This window comes from Streptomyces sp. GS7 (assembly GCF_009834125.1).
Classification (GTDB): domain Bacteria; phylum Actinomycetota; class Actinomycetes; order Streptomycetales; family Streptomycetaceae; genus Streptomyces.
This window is the reverse complement of sequence record NZ_CP047146.1, coordinates 962,250-984,694: the sequence shown is the minus strand read 5'-3', so window position 1 is coordinate 984,694 and position 22,445 is coordinate 962,250. Positions and strand designations below refer to the sequence as shown.

The 22,445-nt window shown below is 72.9% G+C and carries 20 protein-coding genes; 8 read left to right on the top strand and 12 right to left on the bottom strand.

What is annotated here, in order from left to right:
* The first annotated feature begins 454 nt into the window (after nt 1-454).
* Both GR130_RS04155 and GR130_RS04150 read left to right on the top strand, forming a co-directional pair.
* A complete protein-coding gene (locus GR130_RS04155) occupies nt 455-1,984 on the top strand; it encodes a peptide MFS transporter (RefSeq protein WP_159503439.1) in 1,530 nt (509 codons plus the stop codon).
* Nucleotides 1,985-2,302: 318 nt separating this feature from the next.
* A complete protein-coding gene (locus GR130_RS04150; RefSeq protein WP_159503438.1) occupies nt 2,303-2,479 on the top strand; it encodes a hypothetical protein in 177 nt (58 codons plus the stop codon).
* A 104-nt stretch (nt 2,480-2,583) separates the two neighbouring features.
* Here the strand turns inward: GR130_RS04150 and GR130_RS04145 are convergent, their stop codons facing one another.
* The 6 genes from GR130_RS04145 to GR130_RS04120 form a co-directional block, all read right to left on the bottom strand.
* Nucleotides 2,584-4,077, bottom strand: coding sequence for a hypothetical protein (locus tag GR130_RS04145; RefSeq protein WP_159503437.1), 1,494 nt, complete (start codon nt 4,075-4,077; stop codon nt 2,584-2,586).
* Entirely contained in the window at nt 4,077-5,234 is a 1,158-nt protein-coding gene (locus GR130_RS04140; protein ID WP_443043572.1) for a hypothetical protein, read from the bottom strand. The genes GR130_RS04145 and GR130_RS04140 overlap by 1 nt, the downstream gene beginning before the upstream one ends.
* Nucleotides 5,231-6,238, bottom strand: a complete 1,008-nt coding sequence (locus GR130_RS04135) for a COG1470 family protein (protein WP_159503436.1) — start codon at nt 6,236-6,238, stop codon at nt 5,231-5,233. Before GR130_RS04135 ends, GR130_RS04140 begins: the two co-directional genes overlap by 4 nt.
* A 19-nt stretch (nt 6,239-6,257) precedes the next feature.
* Nucleotides 6,258-6,974: an LPXTG cell wall anchor domain-containing protein gene (locus GR130_RS04130; protein ID WP_159509738.1), complete on the bottom strand. Its 717-nt coding sequence runs from the start codon at nt 6,972-6,974 to the stop codon at nt 6,258-6,260.
* A 205-nt stretch (nt 6,975-7,179) separates the two neighbouring features.
* The gene (locus tag GR130_RS04125) at nt 7,180-7,716 is read right to left on the bottom strand and encodes an ATP-binding protein (protein ID WP_159503435.1); all 537 of its coding nucleotides are present in this window, start codon (nt 7,714-7,716) and stop codon (nt 7,180-7,182) included.
* A gap of 172 nt (nt 7,717-7,888) precedes the next feature.
* Complete coding sequence (locus GR130_RS04120; protein ID WP_159509737.1) at nt 7,889-8,257, bottom strand: STAS domain-containing protein; 369 nt, start codon at nt 8,255-8,257, stop codon at nt 7,889-7,891.
* Between the two features lie 270 nt (nt 8,258-8,527).
* Here GR130_RS04120 and GR130_RS04115 point away from each other — a divergent pair, with 270 nt between their 5' ends.
* Nucleotides 8,528-9,466 (top strand): RNA polymerase sigma factor SigF, encoded by a 939-nt coding sequence (locus GR130_RS04115; RefSeq protein ID WP_159503434.1) that lies wholly within the window; start codon nt 8,528-8,530, stop codon nt 9,464-9,466.
* 104 nt (nt 9,467-9,570) lie between these two features.
* On the opposite strand, the gene hutI is transcribed toward GR130_RS04115, so the two are convergent.
* Genes hutI through hutU form a run of 4 tightly spaced genes read right to left on the bottom strand, consistent with a single transcriptional unit; the run spans nt 9,571 to nt 15,057 of the window.
* Complete coding sequence (hutI, locus tag GR130_RS04110) at nt 9,571-10,752, bottom strand: imidazolonepropionase (RefSeq protein WP_159503433.1); 1,182 nt, start codon at nt 10,750-10,752, stop codon at nt 9,571-9,573.
* Between the two features lie 59 nt (nt 10,753-10,811).
* Nucleotides 10,812-12,140, bottom strand: a complete 1,329-nt coding sequence (locus tag GR130_RS04105; RefSeq protein ID WP_159509736.1) for a formimidoylglutamate deiminase — start codon at nt 12,138-12,140, stop codon at nt 10,812-10,814.
* A gap of 17 nt (nt 12,141-12,157) precedes the next feature.
* Nucleotides 12,158-13,375: an allantoate amidohydrolase gene (locus GR130_RS04100; RefSeq protein WP_443043750.1), complete on the bottom strand. Its 1,218-nt coding sequence runs from the start codon at nt 13,373-13,375 to the stop codon at nt 12,158-12,160.
* Nucleotides 13,376-13,392: 17 nt separating this feature from the next.
* On the bottom strand, nt 13,393-15,057 hold the full coding sequence (gene hutU, locus GR130_RS04095) for a urocanate hydratase (RefSeq protein ID WP_159503431.1): 1,665 nt from the start codon (nt 15,055-15,057) through the stop codon (nt 13,393-13,395).
* 216 nt (nt 15,058-15,273) lie between these two features.
* Here hutU and GR130_RS04090 point away from each other — a divergent pair, with 216 nt between their 5' ends.
* From GR130_RS04090 to GR130_RS04070, 5 genes are all read left to right on the top strand, one after another.
* Complete coding sequence (locus tag GR130_RS04090) at nt 15,274-15,795, top strand: hypothetical protein (protein ID WP_159503430.1); 522 nt, start codon at nt 15,274-15,276, stop codon at nt 15,793-15,795.
* Nucleotides 15,792-16,142: a transcriptional regulator gene (locus GR130_RS04085; RefSeq protein WP_159503429.1), complete on the top strand. Its 351-nt coding sequence runs from the start codon at nt 15,792-15,794 to the stop codon at nt 16,140-16,142. The genes GR130_RS04090 and GR130_RS04085 overlap by 4 nt, the downstream gene beginning before the upstream one ends.
* 8 nt (nt 16,143-16,150) lie before the next feature.
* Nucleotides 16,151-17,134, top strand: coding sequence for an ABC transporter ATP-binding protein (locus tag GR130_RS04080; RefSeq protein ID WP_159509735.1), 984 nt, complete (start codon nt 16,151-16,153; stop codon nt 17,132-17,134).
* Nucleotides 17,131-18,105, top strand: a complete 975-nt coding sequence (locus GR130_RS04075) for an ABC transporter permease (protein WP_236572787.1) — start codon at nt 17,131-17,133, stop codon at nt 18,103-18,105. The genes GR130_RS04080 and GR130_RS04075 overlap by 4 nt, the downstream gene beginning before the upstream one ends.
* 133 nt (nt 18,106-18,238) lie before the next feature.
* A complete protein-coding gene (locus GR130_RS04070; protein ID WP_159503428.1) occupies nt 18,239-19,573 on the top strand; it encodes a diaminopimelate decarboxylase in 1,335 nt (444 codons plus the stop codon).
* A 32-nt stretch (nt 19,574-19,605) separates the two neighbouring features.
* On the opposite strand, the gene GR130_RS04065 is transcribed toward GR130_RS04070, so the two are convergent.
* Nucleotides 19,606-20,577, bottom strand: a complete 972-nt coding sequence (locus GR130_RS04065; RefSeq protein ID WP_236572786.1) for a MurR/RpiR family transcriptional regulator — start codon at nt 20,575-20,577, stop codon at nt 19,606-19,608.
* Nucleotides 20,578-20,795: 218 nt separating this feature from the next.
* Nucleotides 20,796-22,280 carry an aromatic amino acid ammonia-lyase gene (locus tag GR130_RS04060; RefSeq protein ID WP_236572785.1) on the bottom strand — a complete coding sequence of 495 codons (1,485 nt, stop codon included), beginning with the start codon at nt 22,278-22,280 and terminating at the stop codon, nt 20,796-20,798.
* Between the last annotated feature and the right edge of the window lie 165 nt (nt 22,281-22,445).

Genomic DNA, 22,445 nt, shown 5'->3' with positions numbered 1-22,445 from the left:
CACGGATGGGCGACAGCGGGCGGGCCGCGCGCCCGTTCGCGCTCCTGAGCTGCGCGGGTGCGGGCGCGCATGATCGATGCACTGGCTCAAACGGTTCCCGACCCGAGTGTGAGCGTTGTCTCACCCATTCCAACGGCGGGTTACTCGGACGTATGGTGTCCCGAACGTCCAACGCACAACCTCTGGGGCCGTGACGGCACTGACGTCATTGGTCCCTCGTTGTGTGCGGGTCTGGAACCACCAGTCCCGATACACAGTGATTGACCTGTCGACCGGGTCCGCCGGCCGCACTCGCGGCACGGGGGCGTGGATCCCGGCGTACGGCCTCCCGTCGACGCCTGCTCGTGCGGTGTTGAACCTCCCGGACGTGGGGGGGCCGGGCCTCGCCGGTGCCGGTCATCCCCCACCCGGGCGCACACCGAATCGGAGGCGTCCCGAGCAGCAAGGAACCTCCATGGCGTCCAGCCAGACGAAGGACGCTGCCCAGCAGGGAACCCCTGCCAACGGCGGCAAGACCTTCTTCGGCCACCCCCGCGGTCTGGCCACTCTCTTCATGACCGAGATGTGGGAGCGCTTCTCCTACTACGGCATGCGGGCCCTGCTCGTGTTCTACCTGGTCTCCGGCGGCGCCGATGCCGCGACCGGCAGCCAGGGCGGCGGACTCGCGATGACCGCGGTCACGGCCACGGCCATCTACTCCGTCTACGTCTCCATGGTCTACCTCATGGCCATGCCCGGCGGCTGGTTCGGCGACCGCGTCTGGGGCGCCCGCAAGACCGTCGCCATCGCAGGCTTCGTGATCATGGCCGGTCACTTCTCGCTGGCCGTTCCGGGCCAGGCCATGTTCTTCGTCGGCCTCATCCTGGTCGCCATCGGTTCCGGTCTGCTGAAGGCCAACATCTCCACGATGGTGGGCCACCTGTACGACGGCCCGGACGACCCTCGTCGCGACGGCGGCTTCACGCTCTTCTACATCGGCATCAACCTCGGCGCCTTCGTGGCCCCGTTCGTCGTCGGCACGGTCGGCAAGGAGAACAACTGGCACCTGGGCTTCGCGCTCGCCGCGGTCGGCATGGGCCTGGGCCTGGCCCAGTTCCTCATCGGCACCAAGAACCTGAGCCCTCAGAGCAACGTCGTCCCGAACCCGCTGAGCGCCGAGGAGCGCAAGTCGCTCCTGACGAAGGTCGCTCTCGTGGTCGCCGCCGTCGCCGTCTTCTACGGTGCCGTGATCGCCATCGGCGCCTTCACGCTGAAGTGGGCGATGGTTCCGCTGACGCTCGTCGGTCTGGTCATCCCGATCGCCGTGCTGGTCCGCATCAAGCGCGACAAGGAACTCTCGGGCACCGAGCAGTCCAAGATGAACGCCTACATCTGGTTCTTCGTGGCCGCCGCCATCTTCTGGATGATCTACGACCAGGGTGGTTCGACCCTGTCGCTCTTCTCGGACGCCAAGACAGCGGACAAGCTGTTCGGCTTCGGCTTCTCGGCCACCTGGTACCAGTCCCTGAACCCGCTCTTCGTGATGGCGCTGGCTCCGGTCTTCGCCTGGCTGTGGCTGTGGCTGGCCCGCAGGAACCGTGAGCCCAACACCATCGTGAAGTTCGCGATGGGCCTGGTGCTCGTCGGCGCCTCCTTCTTCGTCTTCATCGTCCCGATGGGCATGGCCGACGGCGGCACCAAGGTCTCCCCGATGTGGCTGGTCACGATCTACATGATCCAGACCATCGGTGAGCTCTGCCTCTCCCCGGTCGGCCTCTCGGTCACCACCAAGATGGCGCCGCAGAAGTACGCCTCGCGCATGATGGGCGTCTGGTTCCTGGCCGTCACCGCGGGTGACTGCACCACCGGCCTGCTCTCGCTGGCCGGCGTGAGCCTCGATGGCATCGGCATCATCGCGATGCAGGCTTCACTCGCGGCCCTCGCGGGTCTCGCGGTGTTCATGTACCGCAAGAAGGTCCAGGTGCTGATGGGCAGCGTCCACTGAGTCGCGCCTTACCTCACGTGAGGGCTCCGGCAGTTCGCTGCCGGAGCCCTCACGCATTTCCGCGTTTCCACCGGAGCATTCCCTCGGGGCGCATTTTCCCATTTCCCCCAAATCACCCTCTGAGCACCCTGACTATTCGCGTCGCACGCAGCAGTCCAATGGACCGTCAATTTAATGGTCCGTCATATGTGTTGAGCCGCGCAATTCTCTTGCCTAATGTCTCCCTGTACGCGGAAATCGTGGCCTGACCAGCCAAGAAGCTGTCTATGACACGTCGCAGAACGCCGCGTACCCAGAACGAAAAACGGGAGCATTGTCATGCTGAAGAAAATTGCCGCCGCCGGGGCCCTGGCCGCTCTTCTGACCCTTGGGGGTGCGGCGACCGCCAACGCTTCCAGCCTGGGTTCGGGCAGCCCCGCGAAGTGGCAGGACGGGAGCGTCGGCTACGCGGGAGGCTGCGCGATCGCCGCTCTGTGGGGCGTCAAGTGCGGCTGAGCCGCCGCGGGTAGGGCAGAAGGCGGGTGGCCGTCGGCGAAAGCCGACGGCCACCGTCTTTTTGCGAGCCGGCCGGAAGGCGACGTTACGGGCCGCCGCCCGGATCAGCGCCGCAGCCTGCGCCCCGGAGTGAGGGCGCTGCGCCAGCCACGGCTCATACCGCCGGCCGCGCCGCCGAGCAGCACGAGGGTGCCGGCGAGCATGCCGAGCGCGGTCAGCGCGCCGTGGTCGGTGGCGCCGGTTTTGGCCAGGCCGCCGCTGCCCCCGGAGGTGCCGCCCGACCCGGACGTGCCGGCCGACCCGGACGTGCCGCCGGACGCCGCACCGCTCGCCGAGCCGCCGGCCGTCCCACCGGCCGTACCGCCGGAGGTGCCACCCGGCTGCGCCGAGGTGTTCAGGGTGAGCGAGGCGCCGGGGTCCGTCTCCGGGGTGCAGGTGGTGGTCGTCCCCAGGGCGTTGACGGTGAGCACGCCCGGCGTGAGTGTGGCCTTGCCGGTCGCGCCCGGCTTGTAGGTGCCCTTCAGGTCGGGGATCTCGATCGGATCGCCCGACTTGATCGGCTTGCTGTTGGTGGGCCCCTCGGTCGTCACCGAGCCCTTGTCCGCGCCGCCCACCGCGACGTCCATCGACGGCTTGACCGAGCCGGCCGGGATGTCCGCCGGGCTGTTCATGACGGCCTTCTTGAACTGCACCGTCAGGTCGTAACCGCCGCTCTTCTTCACGGCGTTGATCTGCACCGGCGAGGTCGCCTTCTTGTCCCCGATGGGCGTCTTGCAGGCGTACGGGACCTGGACCTCGGTGCCCTTGTACGCGGTGCCGTCGGGGTCACCGCCGGAGCCGCCCGAACCGCCGGTGGACCCGGAGGACCCGGAGGACCCGGAGGACCCGGTGCCGCCCGAGGGGCCGCCCGTACCGCCGGAGGTGCCCGCGCTGCTGCCGCCGGCGCCGCCCGTGCTGCCCCCTGAGGACGTACCGGCGGTGGTCCCACCGCTCGTCCCGCCACTCGTCCCGCCACTCGCCCCGCCGCTCGCCCCGCCGGAAGAGCCCCCGCCGTCGGTCACCGTGACCGTGACCGCGGGACGGACCGTCTCCTTGGGCGAGCACTTGGTGTCCGTGGAGATCGGCTGGTTGACGTTGATGTTGTAGAAGCCGGGCGTCAGGGTGACCTCGCCGGGCTTGGTCAGCTTCAGCTTGCCCGTCATGTCGGACAGAGTCATCGGACTGCCCTTGGGGATCGGCGGGTTCTGCCGCGGCCCCTGCATCGGCAGCTCGCCGGTCTGCGCCCCGGCGACCGTGATCGTGCCGGTCGGCTGGACGGTGTTCTGTCCCAGGTCGAGGATGTCGGGGTTCTTCGACGCGGCCTCGACGGTCTTCCAGACCACCGTGATCTCGTCGCCGACCTTCGCGGTCGCGGGCGCGCTGACGTCCACCTTCGTCGTGCCCTCGATCGGCGGCAGCCCCGATATCGGCGGCGGCAGGCACTCCGTCTTGTAGGACACCTCCGCTGCCTGTGCGGTACCGGCCACGGCCACCGCGCCCGCACCCGCGAGCACCAGCGCGGCCACCGAGGCCACCGCGGCTCTCCTCCGTTGCCTCATCACGCAGAACCTTTCGACGTCGGTCGTTCGGTTGATGTGGTGGTGGACGGTGCGGTGTCCGGGGTGAACCACGGCAGTACGGGAGCGCCGTCCGGCGTCCCTCCGGGGTCACGGTTCCTGGTGTGCCGGCCGGCGTAACGGGCGAGGCGGACGCCGCCGCGCCGACCGCGGGCGGCGGTGGTCCTGCGGGCGGGGCGGACGCGGTCCACGATCGCCATGCCGACGCGGAAGACGGCCGTCGGGACGACCACGCAGAGCAGCACCCAGAAGAGCGTCACGCCCCACGGCCGGCCGACCCCCCAGGGCTGCTCGACCAGCAGCCGGCCGCCGTACTTGAGGGAGACCAGATAGTCGCCGTGCGCCCCGGCGGCCAGCTCCACCGGGAGCCTGACCTCGGCCTTCCGGCCGGCGGGGACGGTTCCCCGCCACTGCTGGTCCTCCCACTTGGGCGCGAAGACGCCGTGCGAGGTGCCGACCTGGAAGACCGGGTCCCTGGCCGGCGCCGAGCCGAGATTGCCGACGGTGACGGTCAGTTCGCGCTGCGCCGGTGCGCCGAACCAGGTCAGAAGCCCGCTGCTGCCGGTCAGCCGGGGCTGCGCGAGCACCGCCAGCCGGCCGGCGCTGACGTCCCGGGGCAGCGGCGCCACCGGGTGCCCGGCCACCTTGAACGCGGCGTCCGCGCCGGCCGCCGGGCCGGTCACGCTCGCCACGTGCACCACGCAGGGGCAGGGCTTGGGCGGTTCGGCGACCGGCAGGTTCGTGCGGAACGCGCCGTCCGCGCCGGTGGTGACGGTCCGTCCGTCGCCGTTGGCGCAGGAGTTGGTGCCGCCGATCATGTTCTGCCCGCAGATCAGCAGCGTCAGCAGGGTGTGGGGCCGCCAGCCCCGGCCGGTCACGGTGACGCTGCCGCCCGTGCCGGCCTCCTTCTGCGCCACCGCCGCCGAGGGCGCGCCGTCGGCCGCGGCGGCGGACGGGCCGGGGAGGAGGAGCGCGGGCAGCAGGGCGAGCGCGAGCGCCGCGAGCAGGGCCGGGGCGCGGCGGCGGCCGGGGCGCCGCCGCGCCCGGAGCCGTCCGCGGGGTGGCCGGGCGCGTGCCCCTGGGGGCGCCGCGACCGCGGCTCCGGTGATGGCCGTCGCTGTCCCGCTCTCGCCGTTCACGCGCGCACCCCTGATCCCGTCCTCGTGCCCGTCCTTGTGCCCGTCCTCGCGCAAGTGCCGGTCCCCGTACCGCTGTTCGCGCCGGTCCCCGCGTCCGCGGCTTCCGTCACCGCACCGGGCACCTCGCCGTCCGGGCCCACCGCCGCCGGGTCCGCGCGGCCGGCCCGCCGGCGGCGCCGTACGACGGCCCAGCCGCCGCCCGCCGCCAGGAGGAGCGCCGGCGCGGCGGCGCCCCAGGGGACGGCGGTGTACCCGGCGGTGGCGGCGTCGTGCGCACCGCCCGCCGCCGTCGCGGTGAGCCGTACGTCCACCGCGTCGAGGGCGGGCGGATCGGGCCAGGTCTCGGTGCGGTCGACCTGTGCGCCGGGCAGGAGGGTGACCGGCAGGGCGCGGCCGGGGCGGCGCAGCAGCGGCCCGAACAGGCCGTCGGCGCGCACCGCGAGCCGCGGCCTGAGCACCGTGTTCCCCCGGTTGACCAGCGTGTACCGGATCACCGCCGCACTCCCCCGGCGGCGTACCGACACCCGCTCGACGGTCAGCGCGGACAATGCGGGGCCGGTGACCCGCAACCGCACCGGCACCCGGAACCGGGCGCCCGGCGCGCCCGGCCCGGTGGCGACGATGGTGCCGGGGTGGTCTCCGGAGGAGGCGTCCCGCGGCACCGTCACGGTGAACGGCACGGTCGCCCGGGTGCGCGGCGGAACGGTCACCTCCGCCGCGCCGAACAGCAGCCACGCGCCGGCCCCGTCCCGGGCCCCGTCGCCCCGCAGCCGTACGGTGACGGCCCGGTCGGAGGGGTTGCCGACGGCCAGCCGGTCGGTCATGGCGGTGCCCGGCGCGCCCTCCAGGTAGAAGTACGCGCGGTCCGCCCCGCTGGGCGCGGCGGACCAGCCCGGCGCGGCGGGGGCGGCGGCCGGGCGGGCCGCGGCCGGGGCGGAGTTCAGCAGGACGGCGGCGGCCGCGACGGCCGCGACGGTGACCGCGGCGCGAGTACGGAACGGCATCGGCGGCTCCCGGTGTGCGTCAGGCCCGTTGGTGACGGCGGGTCAGCCAGAGTGCGCCGGCCGCGCCGGCCAGCAGGACGGTGCCGCCGAGGGTGCCCAGCGCGATGGCGGAGTCCGCGGGTCCGGTCTGCGGCAGCTGACCACCACCGGACGAGCCGCCCGCGCCGCCGGTACTGCCACCCGTGCTGCCGCCGGAGCCGCCGGCGGCCTTCACGTCCAGCGTCAGCGAGGGCTTGGGGCTGTTGCTCGGCGTACACGTGGTGGTGGTGCCCAGCGCCTTGATGGTGAGGGTCGAAGCGGTGAAGGTGACCTTGCCGCTCGCCCTGGGCGTGTACGTACCGCTCAAGTCGCTGATCTTGATGGGGGTGTTGGCCGGTATCGCCTCGGCGTTGGGGGGTCCGGAGACCGGCACCGTACCGTTCTCCGCACCGCCCAGCTTGATCAGCGCGCTCGGCTTCATCGCGCCCTTGCCCAGCTCGACGGGGCTGGAGGAGACGCCCTTCTGGAAGGACATGACGAGCTTGTACGCTCCCCCGCTGGGGGTCCCCTTGATGTCGATGGGCGATACCGCGCCCTTGTTGCCGATCGGTGTCCTGCACTGGTAGTTGACGTCGACGACCTCGGCGTGCGCGGCCGGCGCGGCGAGCATCACCGCGGATCCGGCCGTCAGCGCCGCCGTCGCGGCCAGGCCGGCCGCCCGGCGCCGGCTGCCGTGCTGTGCGTGGAAGCGGGCCACCTTGAGTTCCCCTTCTCCCGGGTAGCGCACCGCCGAAGTTACTGACGGCACATCAGATGGGTCGCTCAAGGTACGCCGGGGACCTTGTCGAGGGAAGGCACAGCACAGCCCAATCGGGCGGCGGCAGCCCTGACACGACGCAGTCCCGACACGACAGAGCGCGGGCCCGCAGGCCCGCGCTCGCTCGCCGATGGCTCGCCCACCGTCAGGACGGTGCGGCGAGCTCCGCCCAGACGGTCTTGCCCGCGCCGTCGGTGTTGCGCACCACGCCCCAGTCCAGGCACAGCCGCTGCACGATGAACATGCCGTGGCCGCCGGGGCGTCCGGGGCGGTGCGGGCTGCGCGGCGCCGGCGAACCCGCGCCCAGGTCGCTGACCTCCAGGCGCAGCACCTTGGCCGTACAGCGCAGCCGCAGCTCCTCGGGGCCGTCGGCGTGCAGGCAGGCGTTGGTCACCAACTCCGAGACGACGAGCAGCACATCCTCGGCCGCGGCACGCTGGTCGGCGTTGCCGGCCGGCAGCCAGCCCCAGTCCTGCAGGGCCTCGCGCGCGAAGTCGCGGGCCCGCGCCACGGCGCCCCGGGTGCCCGCCAGGCGCAGCCGGCGGATCTGGCCCGCCGGGGCGGCGGAGGCCGGGGCGTCGGCGGAAGCACCGGCGGTGGGGGCACCACCCATGCCGTCAAGGCTATGGGGGCCCGGCTCCGGGCCGAGATCGCCCGGCGGGTACGGCCGGGTGGTGCTCATCAGCGCTTCACCTCACCGATTCGCCATTTCACGGAAAACAGCTGCCTGACTGATTCAACGGATTCAGGTGTCTCCTGCCCGAGCGGACCGTGAGAACACCCACTTCTTGGGTACGGAAGTTGTGACACGGACTACGTGCCCGGAATACAACCATCCGGACACCGCGGCCGGGTCAGTCGGCCAGGGCCGCTTCGAGTGAGTCGTGCACCGTGAAGACCGCCTCCGCGCCGGTGATCTCGAAAACCCGGGCGACCACCGGCTGCATCCCGGCCAGATGGACCCCACCCCCCGCGGCCTCCGCTTTCAGGCGCGCACCGAGCAGCACGTTCAGCCCGGTGGAATCCATGAATTCAAGGGGTGAGCAGTCCACCACGAGGCGTGCGTATCCGTCGTCGACACAGCCCTCCAGTGACTCACGCAACAGATCCGCGGTGTGGTGATCGAGCTCACCCGCGACGGTCACGACCGCGCTGGCGCCGTGATGGCGGATCTCGACGTGAAGCCGGCCCCGGCTCGCACTGCCGACCGTCCCGCGGTCCATGCGCGCGCACCCCTTGCTGCCTAGACGACTGTTTTGCATACGACACTGCTTGCGACTGCGCTTGAAGAACCCTACGCCTTCATGACGCCCACCGGTAGCCAAACAATGGGCATATCGCCGAAATACGGACATCGCGCACTTGCCATCTTCAGGCAAAGCCAGGTAGGCGTAGAAGGACACATTCGAAACGGCCGGCTTTGGAGGCGCCGCACACCGCAGTTTCACGTAGAGGCATCGGCAGCCATATGCCGAGAACGATGGAGGAGACCCATGTCACCCCGGCTCGACGAATTGCGCACCGAAGACAACCGGAGCCCCGCATCGTCGACACCCCCGTCCGACCCGACCGGGCACATCCCTTCCCAGCCGCACGCCGCCGAATCCGATCCGGTGGATGTGACCGAGATCGACGGTCTGCCCGAGATCCCGCCGTTCGACGAGGTGGGTCCGGTGGACGCGAGGGCCCTGTCCAAAACCCTCTTCGAGCGCATGGAATCGCTGGAAGAAGGCACCCACGAATACGCGTACGTCCGCAACACCCTGGTCGAGCTCAACCTCGCGCTGGTGAAGTTCGCGGCCTCCCGGTTCCGCTCCCGCAGCGAACCCATGGAGGACATCGTCCAGGTCGGCACCATCGGCCTGATCAAGGCGATCGACCGCTTCGAACCCAGCCGCGGCGTGGAGTTCCCGACGTTCGCGATGCCGACCATCGTCGGCGAGATCAAGCGCTTCTTCCGCGACACCAGTTGGTCGGTGCGCGTACCGAGGCGACTGCAGGAACTCCGCCTGGACCTGGCCAAGGCGGGCGACGAGCTGGCGCAGAAGCTGGACCGCGCCCCCACGGTGAAGGAACTCGCCGAGCGCCTCGGCATCACCAATGACGAGGTCGTCGAAGGGATGGCCGCGAGCAACGCGTACACCGCGAGCTCGCTGGACGCCCAGCCCGAGGAGGACGACAGCGAAGGCGCGCTGGCGGACCGCATCGGCTATGAGGACCACGGCCTCGAAGGCATCGAGTACGTCGAGTCGCTCAAGCCGCTGATCGCCGAACTCCCGCCGCGGGACCGGAAGATCCTCTCGCTGCGCTTCGTCGCCAACATGACGCAGTCCGAGATCGGCGAGGAGTTGGGCATCTCCCAGATGCACGTCTCCCGGCTGCTCTCCCGCACCCTCGTACGGCTCCGCAAGGGCCTGATGATCGAGGAGTAGTCCCGCGGTCGCGGCCGGCCCCCGAGGCCGGCGGTCGCCCGTGCACACGAGGGCCCGCCCCGGATCGGTCCGGGACGGGCCCTCTGTGCGTCCGTGCGCCGCCCTCAGAGGCGAACGCCCTGGTGCCAGACGTCCGTCACCAGCGGCACGCCCGGACGGTAGGCGAGGTGGACGTGCGAGGGCGCGTCCAGCAGGAGGAGGTCGGCGCGGGCGCCCGGGCCGATCCGGCCGACGTCGGTGCGGCGCAGCGCGCGGGCGCCGCCGGCGGTCGCCGACCAGACCGCCTCGTCCGGCGTCATCCCCATGTCGCGGACGGCCAGCGCGATGCAGAACGGCATGGAACTGGTGAAGGACGAGCCGGGGTTGCAGTCCGTGGAGAGCGCGACGGTGGCGCCGGCGTCGAGCAGCGGGCGGGCGTCGGGCCACGGGGCGCGGGTGGAGAACTCGGCGCCCGGCAGGAGGGTGGCGACGGTGTCGGACTGGGCGAGGGCGTCGATGTCGGCGGGGGTGAGGTGGGTGCAGTGGTCGGCGGAGGCGGCGCCGAGTTCGACGGCGAGCTGGACGCCGGGGCCGTGGCCGAGCTGGTTGGCGTGCACCCGCGGCACCAGTCCCCTGGCCTTGCCGGCGGTGAGGACGGCGCGCGCCTGGTCGCCGTCGAAGGCGCCCCGCTCGCAGAAGACGTCGACCCAACGGGCGTGCGGGGCACAGGCGTCCAGCATGGGGCCGGTGACGAGGTCGACGTAGCCGGCCGGGTCGTCGGCGTAGTCGGGCGGGACGATGTGCGCGCCGAGAAAGGTGACCTCGTCGGTGTGTGCGGCGGCGATACGCAGCGCGCGGGCCTCGTCCTCGACGGTGAGGCCGTAACCGGACTTGGTCTCCTGGGTGGTGGTGCCCTGGCGCAGGCCCTCGGCGAGGTAGCGGGCGACGTTGGCGTGCAGTGCGTCGTCGCCGGCGGCGCGGGTGGCGGCGACGGTGGTGCGGATGCCGCCGGCGGAGTAAGGGCGGCCGGACATACGGGCGTTGAACTCGGCGGTGCGGTCGCCGGCGAAGACCAGGTGGGAGTGGGAGTCGACGAAGCCGGGGAGACCGGCGCGGCCGGCCGCGTCGACGGCGTTGTCGGTGGCGGGTGCTTTGCTTGAGGGACCGACCCAGGCGATGCGGTCGCCGTCGATGACGACGGCGGCGTCCTGGATCAGACCGAGGGGGCCTTCACCGAGGGAGGGGTCGTTGGTGACGAGCTGGGCGATGTGGGTGATGGCGGTGGTCGGCGCGGAGGTCGTCGTCATCGCGGGGGTGCTCTCCTTCGTCCGCCGGCGGCGCGGGCCGGGCGGAGTGGGGGTGGGGGTCAGCCGCGTACGGCGGCGATGGAGTCGGCGAGGGCGGTGGGCACGTCGGCGACGCGTGTGTGCACACCGTCCCGGACGATCTGCCGGCCGCCCACGATGGTGTGCCGCACATCTGCCGCGGAGGCGGCGAATACGGCCGTCTCGGCGCCCAGTCGGGGCAGCGGTCCGGCGGTGCGTACGGAGTCCAGCCGGATCGTGGTGAGGTCGGCGAGCGCCCCGGGTGCCAGGGTGCCGGCGTCGTCCCAGCCCAGGGCGGCGTGCCCGTCGGCGGTGGCGGCGCGCAGCAGGGCGGCGGCGGTCCAGTGGCCCCGGGTGCGGGTGCGCAGCCGCTCGTCCAGCTCCATGGCGCGGGCCTCTTCGAGCAGGTCGATGACGGCGTGGCTGTCGCTGCCGAGGGAGAGCGGGCTGCCCTGTTCCTGGAGCGCCACGGCCGGTCCGATGCCGTCGGCGAGGTCCCGCTCGGTGGTCGGGCACATGCACACGCCGGTGGTGCTGCCGCCGAGCAGGGCGACGTCCTCGTCGGTGAGGTGGGTGGCGTGCACGGCCGTGGTGCGCGGACCCAGCACCCCGTGGTCGGCCAGCAGCCGGGTGGGGGTGCGGCCGTGGGCCGCGCGGCAGGCGTCGTTCTCGGCGGTCTGCTCGGAGAGGTGGACGTGCAGCGGTGCCCGCCGCTCCCGGGCCCAGTCGGCGACGGCGCCCAACTCCCCGGCGGGGACGGCGCGTACGGAGTGCACGGCGGCGCCGATCCGGGCGTGCTCGCGCCCCTTGAGGGCGTCGGCGCGCTCGGCCCAGGCGTCCGCGGTGCCGTCCGAGAAGCGCAGCTGGTGCCGGTCGGGCGGGTCGCCGAAGCCGGCGGAGAGATAGGCGGTGTCGAGGAGGGTGATCCGGATACCGGCGTCGGCGGCCGCCGCGATCAGCGCCTCGCCCATCGCGTTGGGGTCGTCGTAGCGGGAGCCGCCGGGCGCGTGGTGGAGGTAGTGGAACTCTCCGACGCAGGTGATGCCGGCGAGCGCCATCTCGGCGTACGTCGCACGGGCGAGGGCGTAGTAGCTGTCCGGGGTGAGCCGGTCGGCGACGCCGTACATCACCTCGCGCCAGGTCCAGAAGGTCCCGCTGCCGACCTGGACGGCGGCGCGCAGGGCGCGGTGGAAGGCGTGGCTGTGGGCGTTGGCGAGCCCGGGGAGGGTCAGCCCGCGCAACGCCTCCGCGCCCGGTGGCGGCGTGGGCGTCCCGGTGCGGACGGCGGTGATCCGCCCGTCCGCCACGTCCACGGCCACGCCCGGCTCGACGCCGGTGCCGAGCCAGGCGTGCTCCAGCCAGTACGTCATCGGTGTTGCCTGCGGCGTCAGCGGCACGCCAGCCCCTCCAGTACGTCGGCGAGTGCGGTGACCCCGGCGACGCAGTCGTCCTCGGTCGCCGTTTCGGCGGGCGAGTGCGAGACGCCGGTGGGGTTGCGGACGAACAGCATGGCCGTGGGGACGGTTCCGGACAAAATACCGGCGTCATGGCCGGCGCCGGTACCGAGGACGGGCACCGGCCGCTCGCCCTCCTTGCCGAGGATCGCCCCGAGTTCGTCCCGCAGGGCGTGCTGGAACTCCACGACCGGGGTGAAGGACTCCCGTACGACGTTCAGTTCGACGCCGTCGCGGGCGGCGCGTTCGGCGGCGGCCTGCTCGATGCCTGCGATCACGGTGTCCAGGGTGTCCTGGCCGGCGGCGCGGGCGTCCAGCCAGCCGCGGACCAGCGAGGGGATGGCGTTGACGCCGTTCGGCTCGACGCTGATCTTCCCGAAGGTGGCCAGGGCGCCGGCCAGCCGGGCCTGCTCGCGGGCGGCGAGCACGGTCGCGGCGTAGGAGAGCATCGGATCGCGGCGGTCCTCCAGCCGCGTGGTGCCGGCGTGGTTGGCCTCGCCGCGGAAGTCGAACCGCCAGCGGCCGTGCGGCCAGATGGCGGAGGCGATGCCGACCGGGTCGCCGGAGAGGTCGAGGGCGCGGCCCTGCTCGACGTGGAGTTCGACGAACGCGCCGATGGCGGCGAGCCGTTCCGGGTCCGGGCCGATGGCCTCGGGGTCGTGGCCGGCGCGCTCCATGGCTTGCGGGAGGGTGACGCCGTCGCCGTCGCGCAGCCGGTGGGCGGCCTCGGTGGTCAGCGCCCCGGCGGCGAGCCGGGAGCCGACGCAGGCCAGGCCGAAGCGGGCGCCCTCCTCGTCGCCGAAGTTGACGATGGCCAGCGGCCTGCCGAACTCCGCTCCCCGCCGCCGGAGTTCGTCGAGCGCGGCGAAGGAGGAGACGACGCCCAGCGGGCCGTCGAAGGCGCCGCCGTCCGGTACGGAGTCCAGGTGCGAGCCGGTGACGACGGCCTCGCCGGGGGCCACGTCCTGGGCGGTGGCCGCGCCGAGCCAGGCCCACTGGTTGCCGTTGCGGTCCAGTTCGTAGGCCAGCCCGCGGGCCTCGGCCTGCGCCCGGAACCACGCCCGGCAGTCGGTGTCCGCGCCGGTCCAGGCGAAGCGCCGGTAGCCCCCGGAGGAGGAGTCGCGGCCGATGGACCGCAACTCCTCCCACATCTCGTGGAACGAGGAGCTCACGCGCCCTCGCCCTCGCGCATCGGGATGCGGACGCCGCGCTCGGCGGCCACCTCTTCGGCGCGCTCGTAGCCCGCGTCGACGTGCCGGATGACGCCCATGCCGGGGTCGTTGGTGAGCACCCGGCGGATCTTCTCGCCGGCCAGCGGCGTGCCGTCGGCGACCGTGACCTGTCCGGCGTGGATCGAGCGGCCCATGCCGACGCCGCCGCCGTGGTGCAGCGAGACCCAGGAGGCGCCGGAGGCGACGTTGACCATGGCGTTGAGCAGCGGCCAGTCGGCGATCGCGTCCGAGCCGTCCCTCATGGCCTCGGTCTCGCGGTAGGGGGAGGCGACGGAGCCGCAGTCGAGGTGGTCGCGGCCGATGGCCAGCGGCGCCTTCAGGGTGCCGTCGGCGACCATCTCGTTGAACCGCTCGCCGGCCTTGTCGCGTTCGCCGTAGCCGAGCCAGCAGATCCGGGCGGGCAGGCCCTGGAAGTGGACCCGCTCCCCCGCCAGCTTGATCCAGCGGGCCAGCGACTCGTTCTCGGGGAAGAGGTCGAGGATGGCGCGGTCGGTGGCCGCGATGTCGGCCGGGTCGCCGGAGAGCGCCGCCCAGCGGAACGGTCCCTTGCCCTCGGCGAACAGCGGCCGGATGTATGCGGGGACGAAGCCGGGGAAGGCGAAGGCGCGCTGGTATCCGGCGAGTTGGGCCTCGCCGCGGATCGAGTTGCCGTAGTCGAAGACCTCGGCACCGGCGTCCATGAAGCCGACCATGGCCTCGACGTGCCGAGCCATCGACTCGCGGGCGCGCTGGGTGAAGTCGGCGGGCTTCTCGGCCGCGTAGGCCGCCATGTCGGCGAAGTCGATGCCGACGGGCAGATAGGCGAGCGGGTCGTGAGCGCTGGTCTGGTCGGTGACGATGTCGATCGGGGCGCCCTCGGCGAGCATCTGCGGGAGGAGTTCCGCGGCGTTGCCGAGCAGGCCGATGGAGAGCGGCCTGCGCTGGTCGCGGGCCTCGACGGCGAGCTGGAGGGCGTGCTGGAGGCTGTCGGCCTTCACGTCCAGGTAGCGGTGCTCGATGCGGCGCTCGATGGCGCGCGGGTCGCAGTCGATGCAGATCGCGACGCCGTCGTTCATGGTGACGGCGAGCGGCTGGGCGCCGCCCATGCCGCCGAGCCCGGCGGTGAGGGTGATGGTGCCGGCCAGCGACCCGCCGAACTTCTTCGCGGCGACGGCCGCAAAGGTCTCGTAGGTGCCCTGGAGGATGCCCTGGGTGCCGATGTAGATCCACGAACCGGCCGTCATCTGGCCGTACATGGTCAGGCCGAGGGCCTCCAGGCGGCGGAACTCCTCCCAGTTGGCCCAGTCGCCGACGAGGTTGGAGTTGGCGATCAGCACCCGCGGCGCCCACTCGTGCGTCTGCATCACGCCGACCGGCTTGCCGGACTGCACGAGCATCGTCTCGTCCTGCTTGAGCGTGGTCAGGGTGCGCACCATCGCGTCGAACGAGCGCCAGTCGCGGGCGGCCTTGCCGGTGCCGCCGTAGACGACGAGCTGGTCCGGATGCTCGGCCACCTCCGGGTCGAGGTTGTTCTGGAGCATCCGCAGCGCTGCTTCCTGCTGCCATCCCCGAGCACTCAGCTCCGTACCGCGCGGTGCCCGCACGGGTCGCGGTCCCGACATGGGCCGTGCCTCCCTGACATCGAATGGATTGACCTATTCACATCTTGGCTTCACTGAATAGCCCTAGTCAACAGGGCAGGGTGGGGTCGTTTCGACTTGCCCGCCAGGAAAGCCGGTGCTAACTTTCCCAGTAGGCAAGTAAACGCGGGGGCGGTCCGGTCTGATCCGGTCCGACGCGCCCCGGCGGTCCAGCAACGTCTTCGGGGAGGCGATGGCATGACCACGACGATGGATGCCGAGCGGGCCTGGCAGGATCTCCAGCGGATCCGGGTGCCGCAGGAGCGGGTGTACGACGAGGTCGAGCGGTGCGCGCACGGCGATCCCAAGGCGACCTACATCACGGCCGCGGTCATGTGGGTCTTCCTCGCCTCCATGGGACTCAAGCTCCCGGGGTGGGGCGTGTGGCTGACGATCGCCGCCTATGTCGGCATCCTGGGCACCCTGGCCGTCGTCTACAGCCGCCGCACCCGGGTGCGGCTGCACCGCTCCCGGTACAGCTGGCGCTCGTACGCCATGTTCCTCGCGGGCATGGCCGTCACCGGCGGCACGATCCTGCTCTCCGACCAGCTGGCGGACTCCTTCGCCCTGCCCTACCCCAGCCTGATCACGGCCACCGCCGCAGCCGCCGCGTTCGTCCTCTTCACGGGACCGGCGAACCGCTGGGCGGTCAGCCCGCTCCGCGAACGTGCGCTGCGCGGCCAGGCCACACAAGCCATTCACGAGGAGGCGGGCCATTGAGCACCCCCACGGGCTTCGACGAACTGATCCATCCCTCCACCCGGTTGTCGGTGGTGGCCCTGCTGGCCGCCACGGAATGGGCCGACTTCCCGTTCATCCGCGACAGCCTCTCGCTCAGCGACTCCGCGCTCTCCAAGCAGCTGCACACCCTGGAGGAGGCCGAGTACCTGGAGATCCGGAAGGAGGGCGGCGGACGCAAACGCCGCACGCGGGTACGGCTGACGGCCCGCGGGCGCACCGCCTTCGAAGGCCATGTCGCCGCTCTCCGCGCCATCGTCGAGGGCGCGGGCCCAGCGGCGGCACAGCAGACGGCACCCGAACAGCAGCACGCGGAGGCGAGCCGATGACCGGCACCATGACCAGCACCCCCACCACAGCGGCCGGATCCCGCCAACCGGTCGTCTCCGCACGGGACGTGCGGATGTCGTACGGCAGCACCGAGGTGCTCCAGGGCGTCGACCTGGACATCCACCGCGGGGAGATCTTCGCCCTGCTGGGCCCCAACGGCGCCGGGAAGACCACCACCGTCGAGATCCTGGAGGGCTTCCGGCAGCGTTCCGGCGGCGAGGTCCGGGTCCTCGGCGAGGACCCGGCGCGCGGCGACGACGCCTGGCGCGGCCGGATCGGCCTGGTGCTCCAGTCGTGGCGCGACCACCGCCGCTGGCAGGTCGCCGAGCTGCTGCGGCACTTCGCGACGTACTACCCCGATCCGCGCGACCCGGAGGAGCTGCTGGAGCTGGTCGGCCTCACCCACCGGGCCGGGCACCGGATCGACCAGCTGTCCGGCGGCCAGCGCCGGCGCGTCGACGTCGCACTCGGCATCATCGGCCGCCCCGAACTGCTCTTCCTGGACGAGCCCACCACCGGCTTCGACCCCGAGGCGCGCCGCGAGTTCCACGACCTGGTCGAGCGGCTGGCCCGCGACGAGGGCGTCACGATCCTGCTGACGACCCATGACCTGGCCGAGGCCGAGCGGCTCGCCGACCGCATAGCGATGCTGGTCAACGGCCGTATCCGGGTCTGCGGCACACCCGCCGAGCTGGCCGGTCGGGCCGCCGCCCAGGCGGAGGTCCGCTGGACGGGGGCGGACGGCGCCCCGCGCCGCGAGCGCACCGCGGATCCCTCCCGGCTGGTCTGGGAGCTGCACCGCGAGGCCACCGGGCCGATCGCCGACCTGGAGGTCCGCCGGCCGACGCTGGAGGACACCTATCTGCACATGGTGCACGAGCACGCCGACGGCACCACGGGCGCCCGCACCACCGGGACATCCGGGAACGCCGGAACCGCCGGAAACACCGCCCTGGTGGGCGCCGGGACGGGGGAGGAACGATCCGCATGAGGGAGACGGACATGACAGCGGTGCGGGACAGGACCGCGCGGGGCGGGGCCGGTGCGACGGACGGGACCAGTGTGACGGACGGGACCGGCGCCCCGGGGCCGGGCCGCGGCCGCGGCCGGCGGCTGCGTTCATGGCAGGCGGGGCTGCGGCGCGGCGGTATCGAGGTGCGCCATCTCCTGCGCAACCGCAAGGAGTTCATCAGCTATCTCAGCAATGTGGTCGTCGCCCTGATGGTCGCCTCCTTCATCCATGACGACCTGCCCGGCACCCACATCCCCGCGGCGCATCTGACGATCGCCGGGTTCGCCGCCTATCTGCTGTTCCAGGTGGGGCTGATCAACCTCCCGCAGATCCTGGTGACCGAGCGCGACGAGGGCACCCTGCTGCGGCTGCGGGCCACGCCCGGCGGCATACCGGCCTATCTCGTCGCCAAGTCGGTGCTGATCGTCGTCATGGCGGTGGGCATCATGACGGTCCTGCTGGGCGCCGCCGCGCTGCTGGTGAACGGGCCGCTGCCGCACAGCCCCGCCGGCTGGCTGACGCTGATATGGGTCACCGCGCTCGGTCTGCTCGCCGTCGTGCCGCTGGGCGCGGCCATCGGCGCCGTACTGCCCAACGCCCGCGAGGCGCTGGCGATGATCATGCTGCCCGCGATGGCGCTGCTGGTGACCTCGGGCGCGATGTTCCCGATCAGTCATCTGCCGGTGGTGGTGCAGGACGTGGCGTCGGTCTTCCCGCTCCGGTGGATGGCGCAGGGCGTGCGCTCGGCCCTGCTGCCGGACGCCGCACGGGCCGCGGAGCTGTCCGGCTCCTGGCAGCTGCCGACGGTCGCGCTGGTGCTGGCCGGCTGGGCCGTCGTCGGCTTCCTGCTCGCCATCCCGCTGCTGCGCCGCGCCGCCCGCCGCGAGTCCGGCTCCCGGCTGACCGAGCGCCAGGGCAAGGCACAGATGAGCGGTTCCCTCGCGGCGTAGCGGGCCGCACGCACGGCGGGCCGGGGCGGAATCCAGGGGGTGTCGTTCGGATCCTGCGAAGATCCGGAGGACAGGCCCCGGCCCGCCCCGCAGCTCGTGGCGCGACCCACCTGCACAATGATGAAGTTGAGCCATGACCTTCACGGACCGAGACCGTGCCGTTCAGGCAGCCATTGCGCAGGGGCTGGTCAGCCCCAGGCAGCCCGTTGCCGGGTTCCTCGACATCGCCGCGATCCGCAGATCGGCTGCCGAACTCCGCTCCGCCTTCGAGGAGTTCACTGCCCCCGGCACCCCGGTCCTGCACGCCTTCGCGGTGAAGGCCGCCTCGCTCGTACCGGTGCTCAGACTGCTCGCGCAAGAGGGGCTGGGCTGCGAGGTGGCCAGCCCCGGCGAGCTGGCGCTGGCCCGGGCCGCCGGCGTCCCGGCCCGGCACACGGTCCTGGACTCCCCCGCCAAGACCCTCGCCGAGCTGCGTGAGGCGCTCGCCCTGGGCATCGCGGTCAACGTCGACAACCACGAGGAACTGGCCCGTATCGACCGGATGATGGCCTCGGCCCCGTCCACCGCGCCGATAGGGCTGCGGGTCAACCCGCAGCTCGGCGGCGGCGCCATCGGTGCGATGAGCACCGCCACCGACACCTCCAAGTTCGGCGTCCCGCTGCGCGACGCGGGCGCCCGCGACTGGATCGTCCGGGCCTTCCTCGACCGCCCGTGGCTGACCCGGCTGCACGGCCACGTCGGCTCCCAGGGCATGCCGCTGGAGCGGATGGCCGAGGGCGTGCGGGCGTTGTACGAACTCGCCGAGGAGGTCAACGAGAAGGCCGGCCGGGCGCAGATCACCACCCTCGACATCGGCGGCGGCCTGCCCGTCAACTTCTCGTCCGACGCCGTCACCCCCACCTACCGCGACTACGCCGCCCTCCTCCGCTCGGCGGTCCCCGGGCTGTTCTCCGGGCGCTACGGCCTGGTCACCGAGTTCGGCCGCTCACTGCTGGCGAAGCACGGCACGGTCCTGGCCCGCGTCGAGTACGCGAAGTGGGCCGGCGGGCGTCCCATCGCCCTCACCCACGCCGGCGCCCAGGTCGCCACGCGGACGGTCTTCGCCCCCGAGTCCTGGCCGATCCGGGTCGCGGCCTACGACGCCGCCGGCCGCCCCAAGACGGGCACCCCGGTGCCCCAGGACATCGCGGGCCCGTGCTGCTTCGCCGGCGACCTGGTCGCCGAGAACCGCCCGCTGCCGCTCCTGGAGTCCGGCGACCACGCCGCCCTCCTGGACACCGGCGCCTACTACTTCTCGACCCACTTCGCCTACAACTCCCTGCCCCGGCCGGGCGTTTACGGCTATGCGACCGCGCCCGACGGCAGCGTCCGCTTCGCCACCGTCCGCACCCCGCAGACCCTCGAAGAGATCACCGCGGAGAGCGGCGGCGCGCATGCGAACGAGCTGCGGAGGCTGGGGCTGGGCTGACCGCCGCGGGCCGGTCGGCACCGGCCCGCGGCTCACTCCACGAACAGGCCCCGCTCCGCCGCCTTCGCGTCGAACTCCTCCAGGCGCGCCTGGGCGTCCGGAAGGGCGTCGCACATGGCCTCCAGGAGGACACGGCCCAGGAGCATCGGGGCGCAGGCCGTGTCGAAGGCCAGACCGGTGCCGACCGGCGTCGGCAGCAGCAGGTCGGTGTGGTGGGCGACGGGGGCGAAGGCGCTGTCGGCGACGGTGACGACGGTCAGGCCGGCGGAACGGGCGTACTCCAGCGCGTCGATGACCTCGCGCGGGTGGCGGGGCAGCGCGAAGCAGATCAGGGCGGTGGCGCCGGCGCGTACCGCGGCGTCGACGCGGTCGGTGAGCATCGTGCCGCCCTCGTCCAGGAGCCGGACGTCGGGGTGGACCTTGCGGGCGAAGTAGGCGAAGCCGGCGGCCTGGGCGGTGGCGGCGCGCAGTCCGAGGACCGGCAGCGGGCGGGAGGCCGCGAAGAGCCGGCCGGCCTCGATCACCGGCCCGGGGTCGGCGAGGGCGTCGGAGAGGTGCCGGAGGTTGTCGATCTCCTCCTGGACGGCCTGCTGGTACTCGTTGTACGCGCCGGTGTCGCCGGGCTTCTCGGCGGGGGCGACATCGCGCAGATGCCGGCGGAGCGCCGGGTAGCCGTCGAAGCCGAGGGCGACCGCGAAGCGGGTGACGGACGGCTGGCTGACACCGGCCAGTTCGGCGAGTTCCACGCTGGAGAGGAACGGCGCGTCGGCGGCCCGGCGCACCATACAGTGCGCGATCCGGCGCTGGGTGGGCGTCAGCCGGTGCCCCTCGAAGAGCCGCTGGAGGCGGGCGGCGGTCCCGGTGGTGGCGGTGGCGTCGGCAGCCGCGACCCACTCTGCGTCGCCGGCCGCACCGGGACGCACCGCTGGTGCCGTGCCGGCCGGCGCCGGTCCCGTACGCCTCTCGTCGGCCGCGGCGGTGCGGCCACCGTTGTCCCCGCTCATCGCCTCCTCTTCCCGCCCCGTTCGGGGCCTTGTCGTATGTCGACCGACTGTACGTAATTCCCGGCCCCGGCCGGTGCCGGCCACCCGCCGGGGACCGGATCCGGCCGGATCCGGGCGCGGGATCCCGAACGCCCGGACCGCGCGCCGCCCGCCTCACCCCTCATCCCTCACCCCTCATCCCTCATCCCTCATCCCTCATCCCTCATCCCGCCACCCCCTCAGACCTCCGCCAGCCGGTCCAGCAGCGCCCCGGCCGCCGCGACGTCCTCCGTCAGCGGGCGGTCCGCCATCCGGGGGTCGAGGGCCCGGGCGGCGATCCGGAAGGCGCCGGCGAGCGGGACGTCCGGCTCGGGCTCCAGCGACCGCAGCCGCAACGCCCGTACGGCGGCGACGAGTTCGCAGGCCAGGACGTGCCGGTAGGGGCCGCAGGCGCGCAGCGTCTGGCGGGCGGCCAGGGAAGCGAAGCTGGCCTGCTCCTCGACACCCCGGGAGAGGACGGCGTCGCCGAGGGAGGCCGGGTGGGAGACCGCCCGCAGCTCGCCGAGGGCGGCACCGGCGGCGTATTCGAGGATCATGACACCGGAGCTGGCGGGGGCCGCGTCGCCCAGGAAGGGGCGCAGCCGGGTGAGGTCCGGTTCGGAGAGCGCGGCGAGCCGGGCGGTGGAGAGCCGGGCGGTCTGCAGGACGGCCAGCCGGAAGGCGTCCAGGGCGAGCGCGGTGTGCGCGGCGTAGAAGTTGCCGTGGTGGTAGGCGGCCTGGTCCTCGACGCTGATCAGGGGGTTCTCGGCGGCGGCGTTCAGTTCGACGGTCAGCACGGCGTCGAGCGCGTCGGCGGCGTCCAGGGCCGGGCCGTGGATCTGCGGGATGCAGCGGAAGCCGTACGGGTCCTGGATGCGGCCCAACGGCGGTGCGGGGCGGGCCGGGACGCCGGAGAGGGTGCGGATGCGGGCCGCGGCGGCGGCCGAGCCGGGGTGCGGTCGGGCGAGCACGACGGGTTCGGCGAACGCCTCGTAGGAGCCGCCGACGGCGAGGAGGGAGAGCGCCGCGACGGGGAGCGCGGCGGCCAGCAGGCGGCGCAGCTCGTCGAGGGCGAGCGCGGACTGGCCGAGGGTGAGGGCGTTGCTGCTGATCAGGGCCAGCGCGTCGTTGTTGTCGAGCGGGACGGCGGCGGGTGGGTGGCCGCCGGGGGCGCAGCTCCAGGGGTGTTCGCCGGCGAGCGCGAGACCGGTCTGGGCGAGGGCGGCGAGGTCGCCGGTGCCGACCGCGCCGTATTCGTTGACGACGGGGTACGCGCCGGCGTCCAGGGCGGCGATCAGGGAGGTGATGACGGCGGGGTCGAGGCCGGCGCCGCCCGCCAGCAGCTGGTTGGCGCGGACCGCGAGCATGGCGCGGACCTCGCGGCCGGGCAGCGGATCGCCGATGGCGCCGGCGTGGCTGCGCAGCAGGCGCAGTCCGTGGTCGGCGTCGGTGGCCCCGACGTCCTCGGTGCGGTTGGCGCCGACGCCGGTGCTGCGCCCGTAGACCCGGCCGGTGGCGGCGAGTCGGCGGGCGGTCCGCCAGGACTCCGCGGCGCGGGCGAGGGCCTGGGGTTCCGGGGCGGCGGGGCGGGCGGTGCGCTCGGCGAGGGCTGCGACATCGGCGGTGCGCAGGCCGCTGCCGTCGAGCGTGATGCGCCTGCCGGTGTCCGGCACGGGGGAAACCACAGGGCTCAACTCCCTTGCGCAGCGCCGTTCGCGGAGGTGAACCGGCCGCCTCGTTCCGTACGGTGAGCGGAAGGGGCGGGCGGGAGAAAGGACCCCGGACGAGCGGTGCCGCCCGCGCCGCACCCCCACCCATCGCTCCATATTCACTCACCTATGACTCTGCAT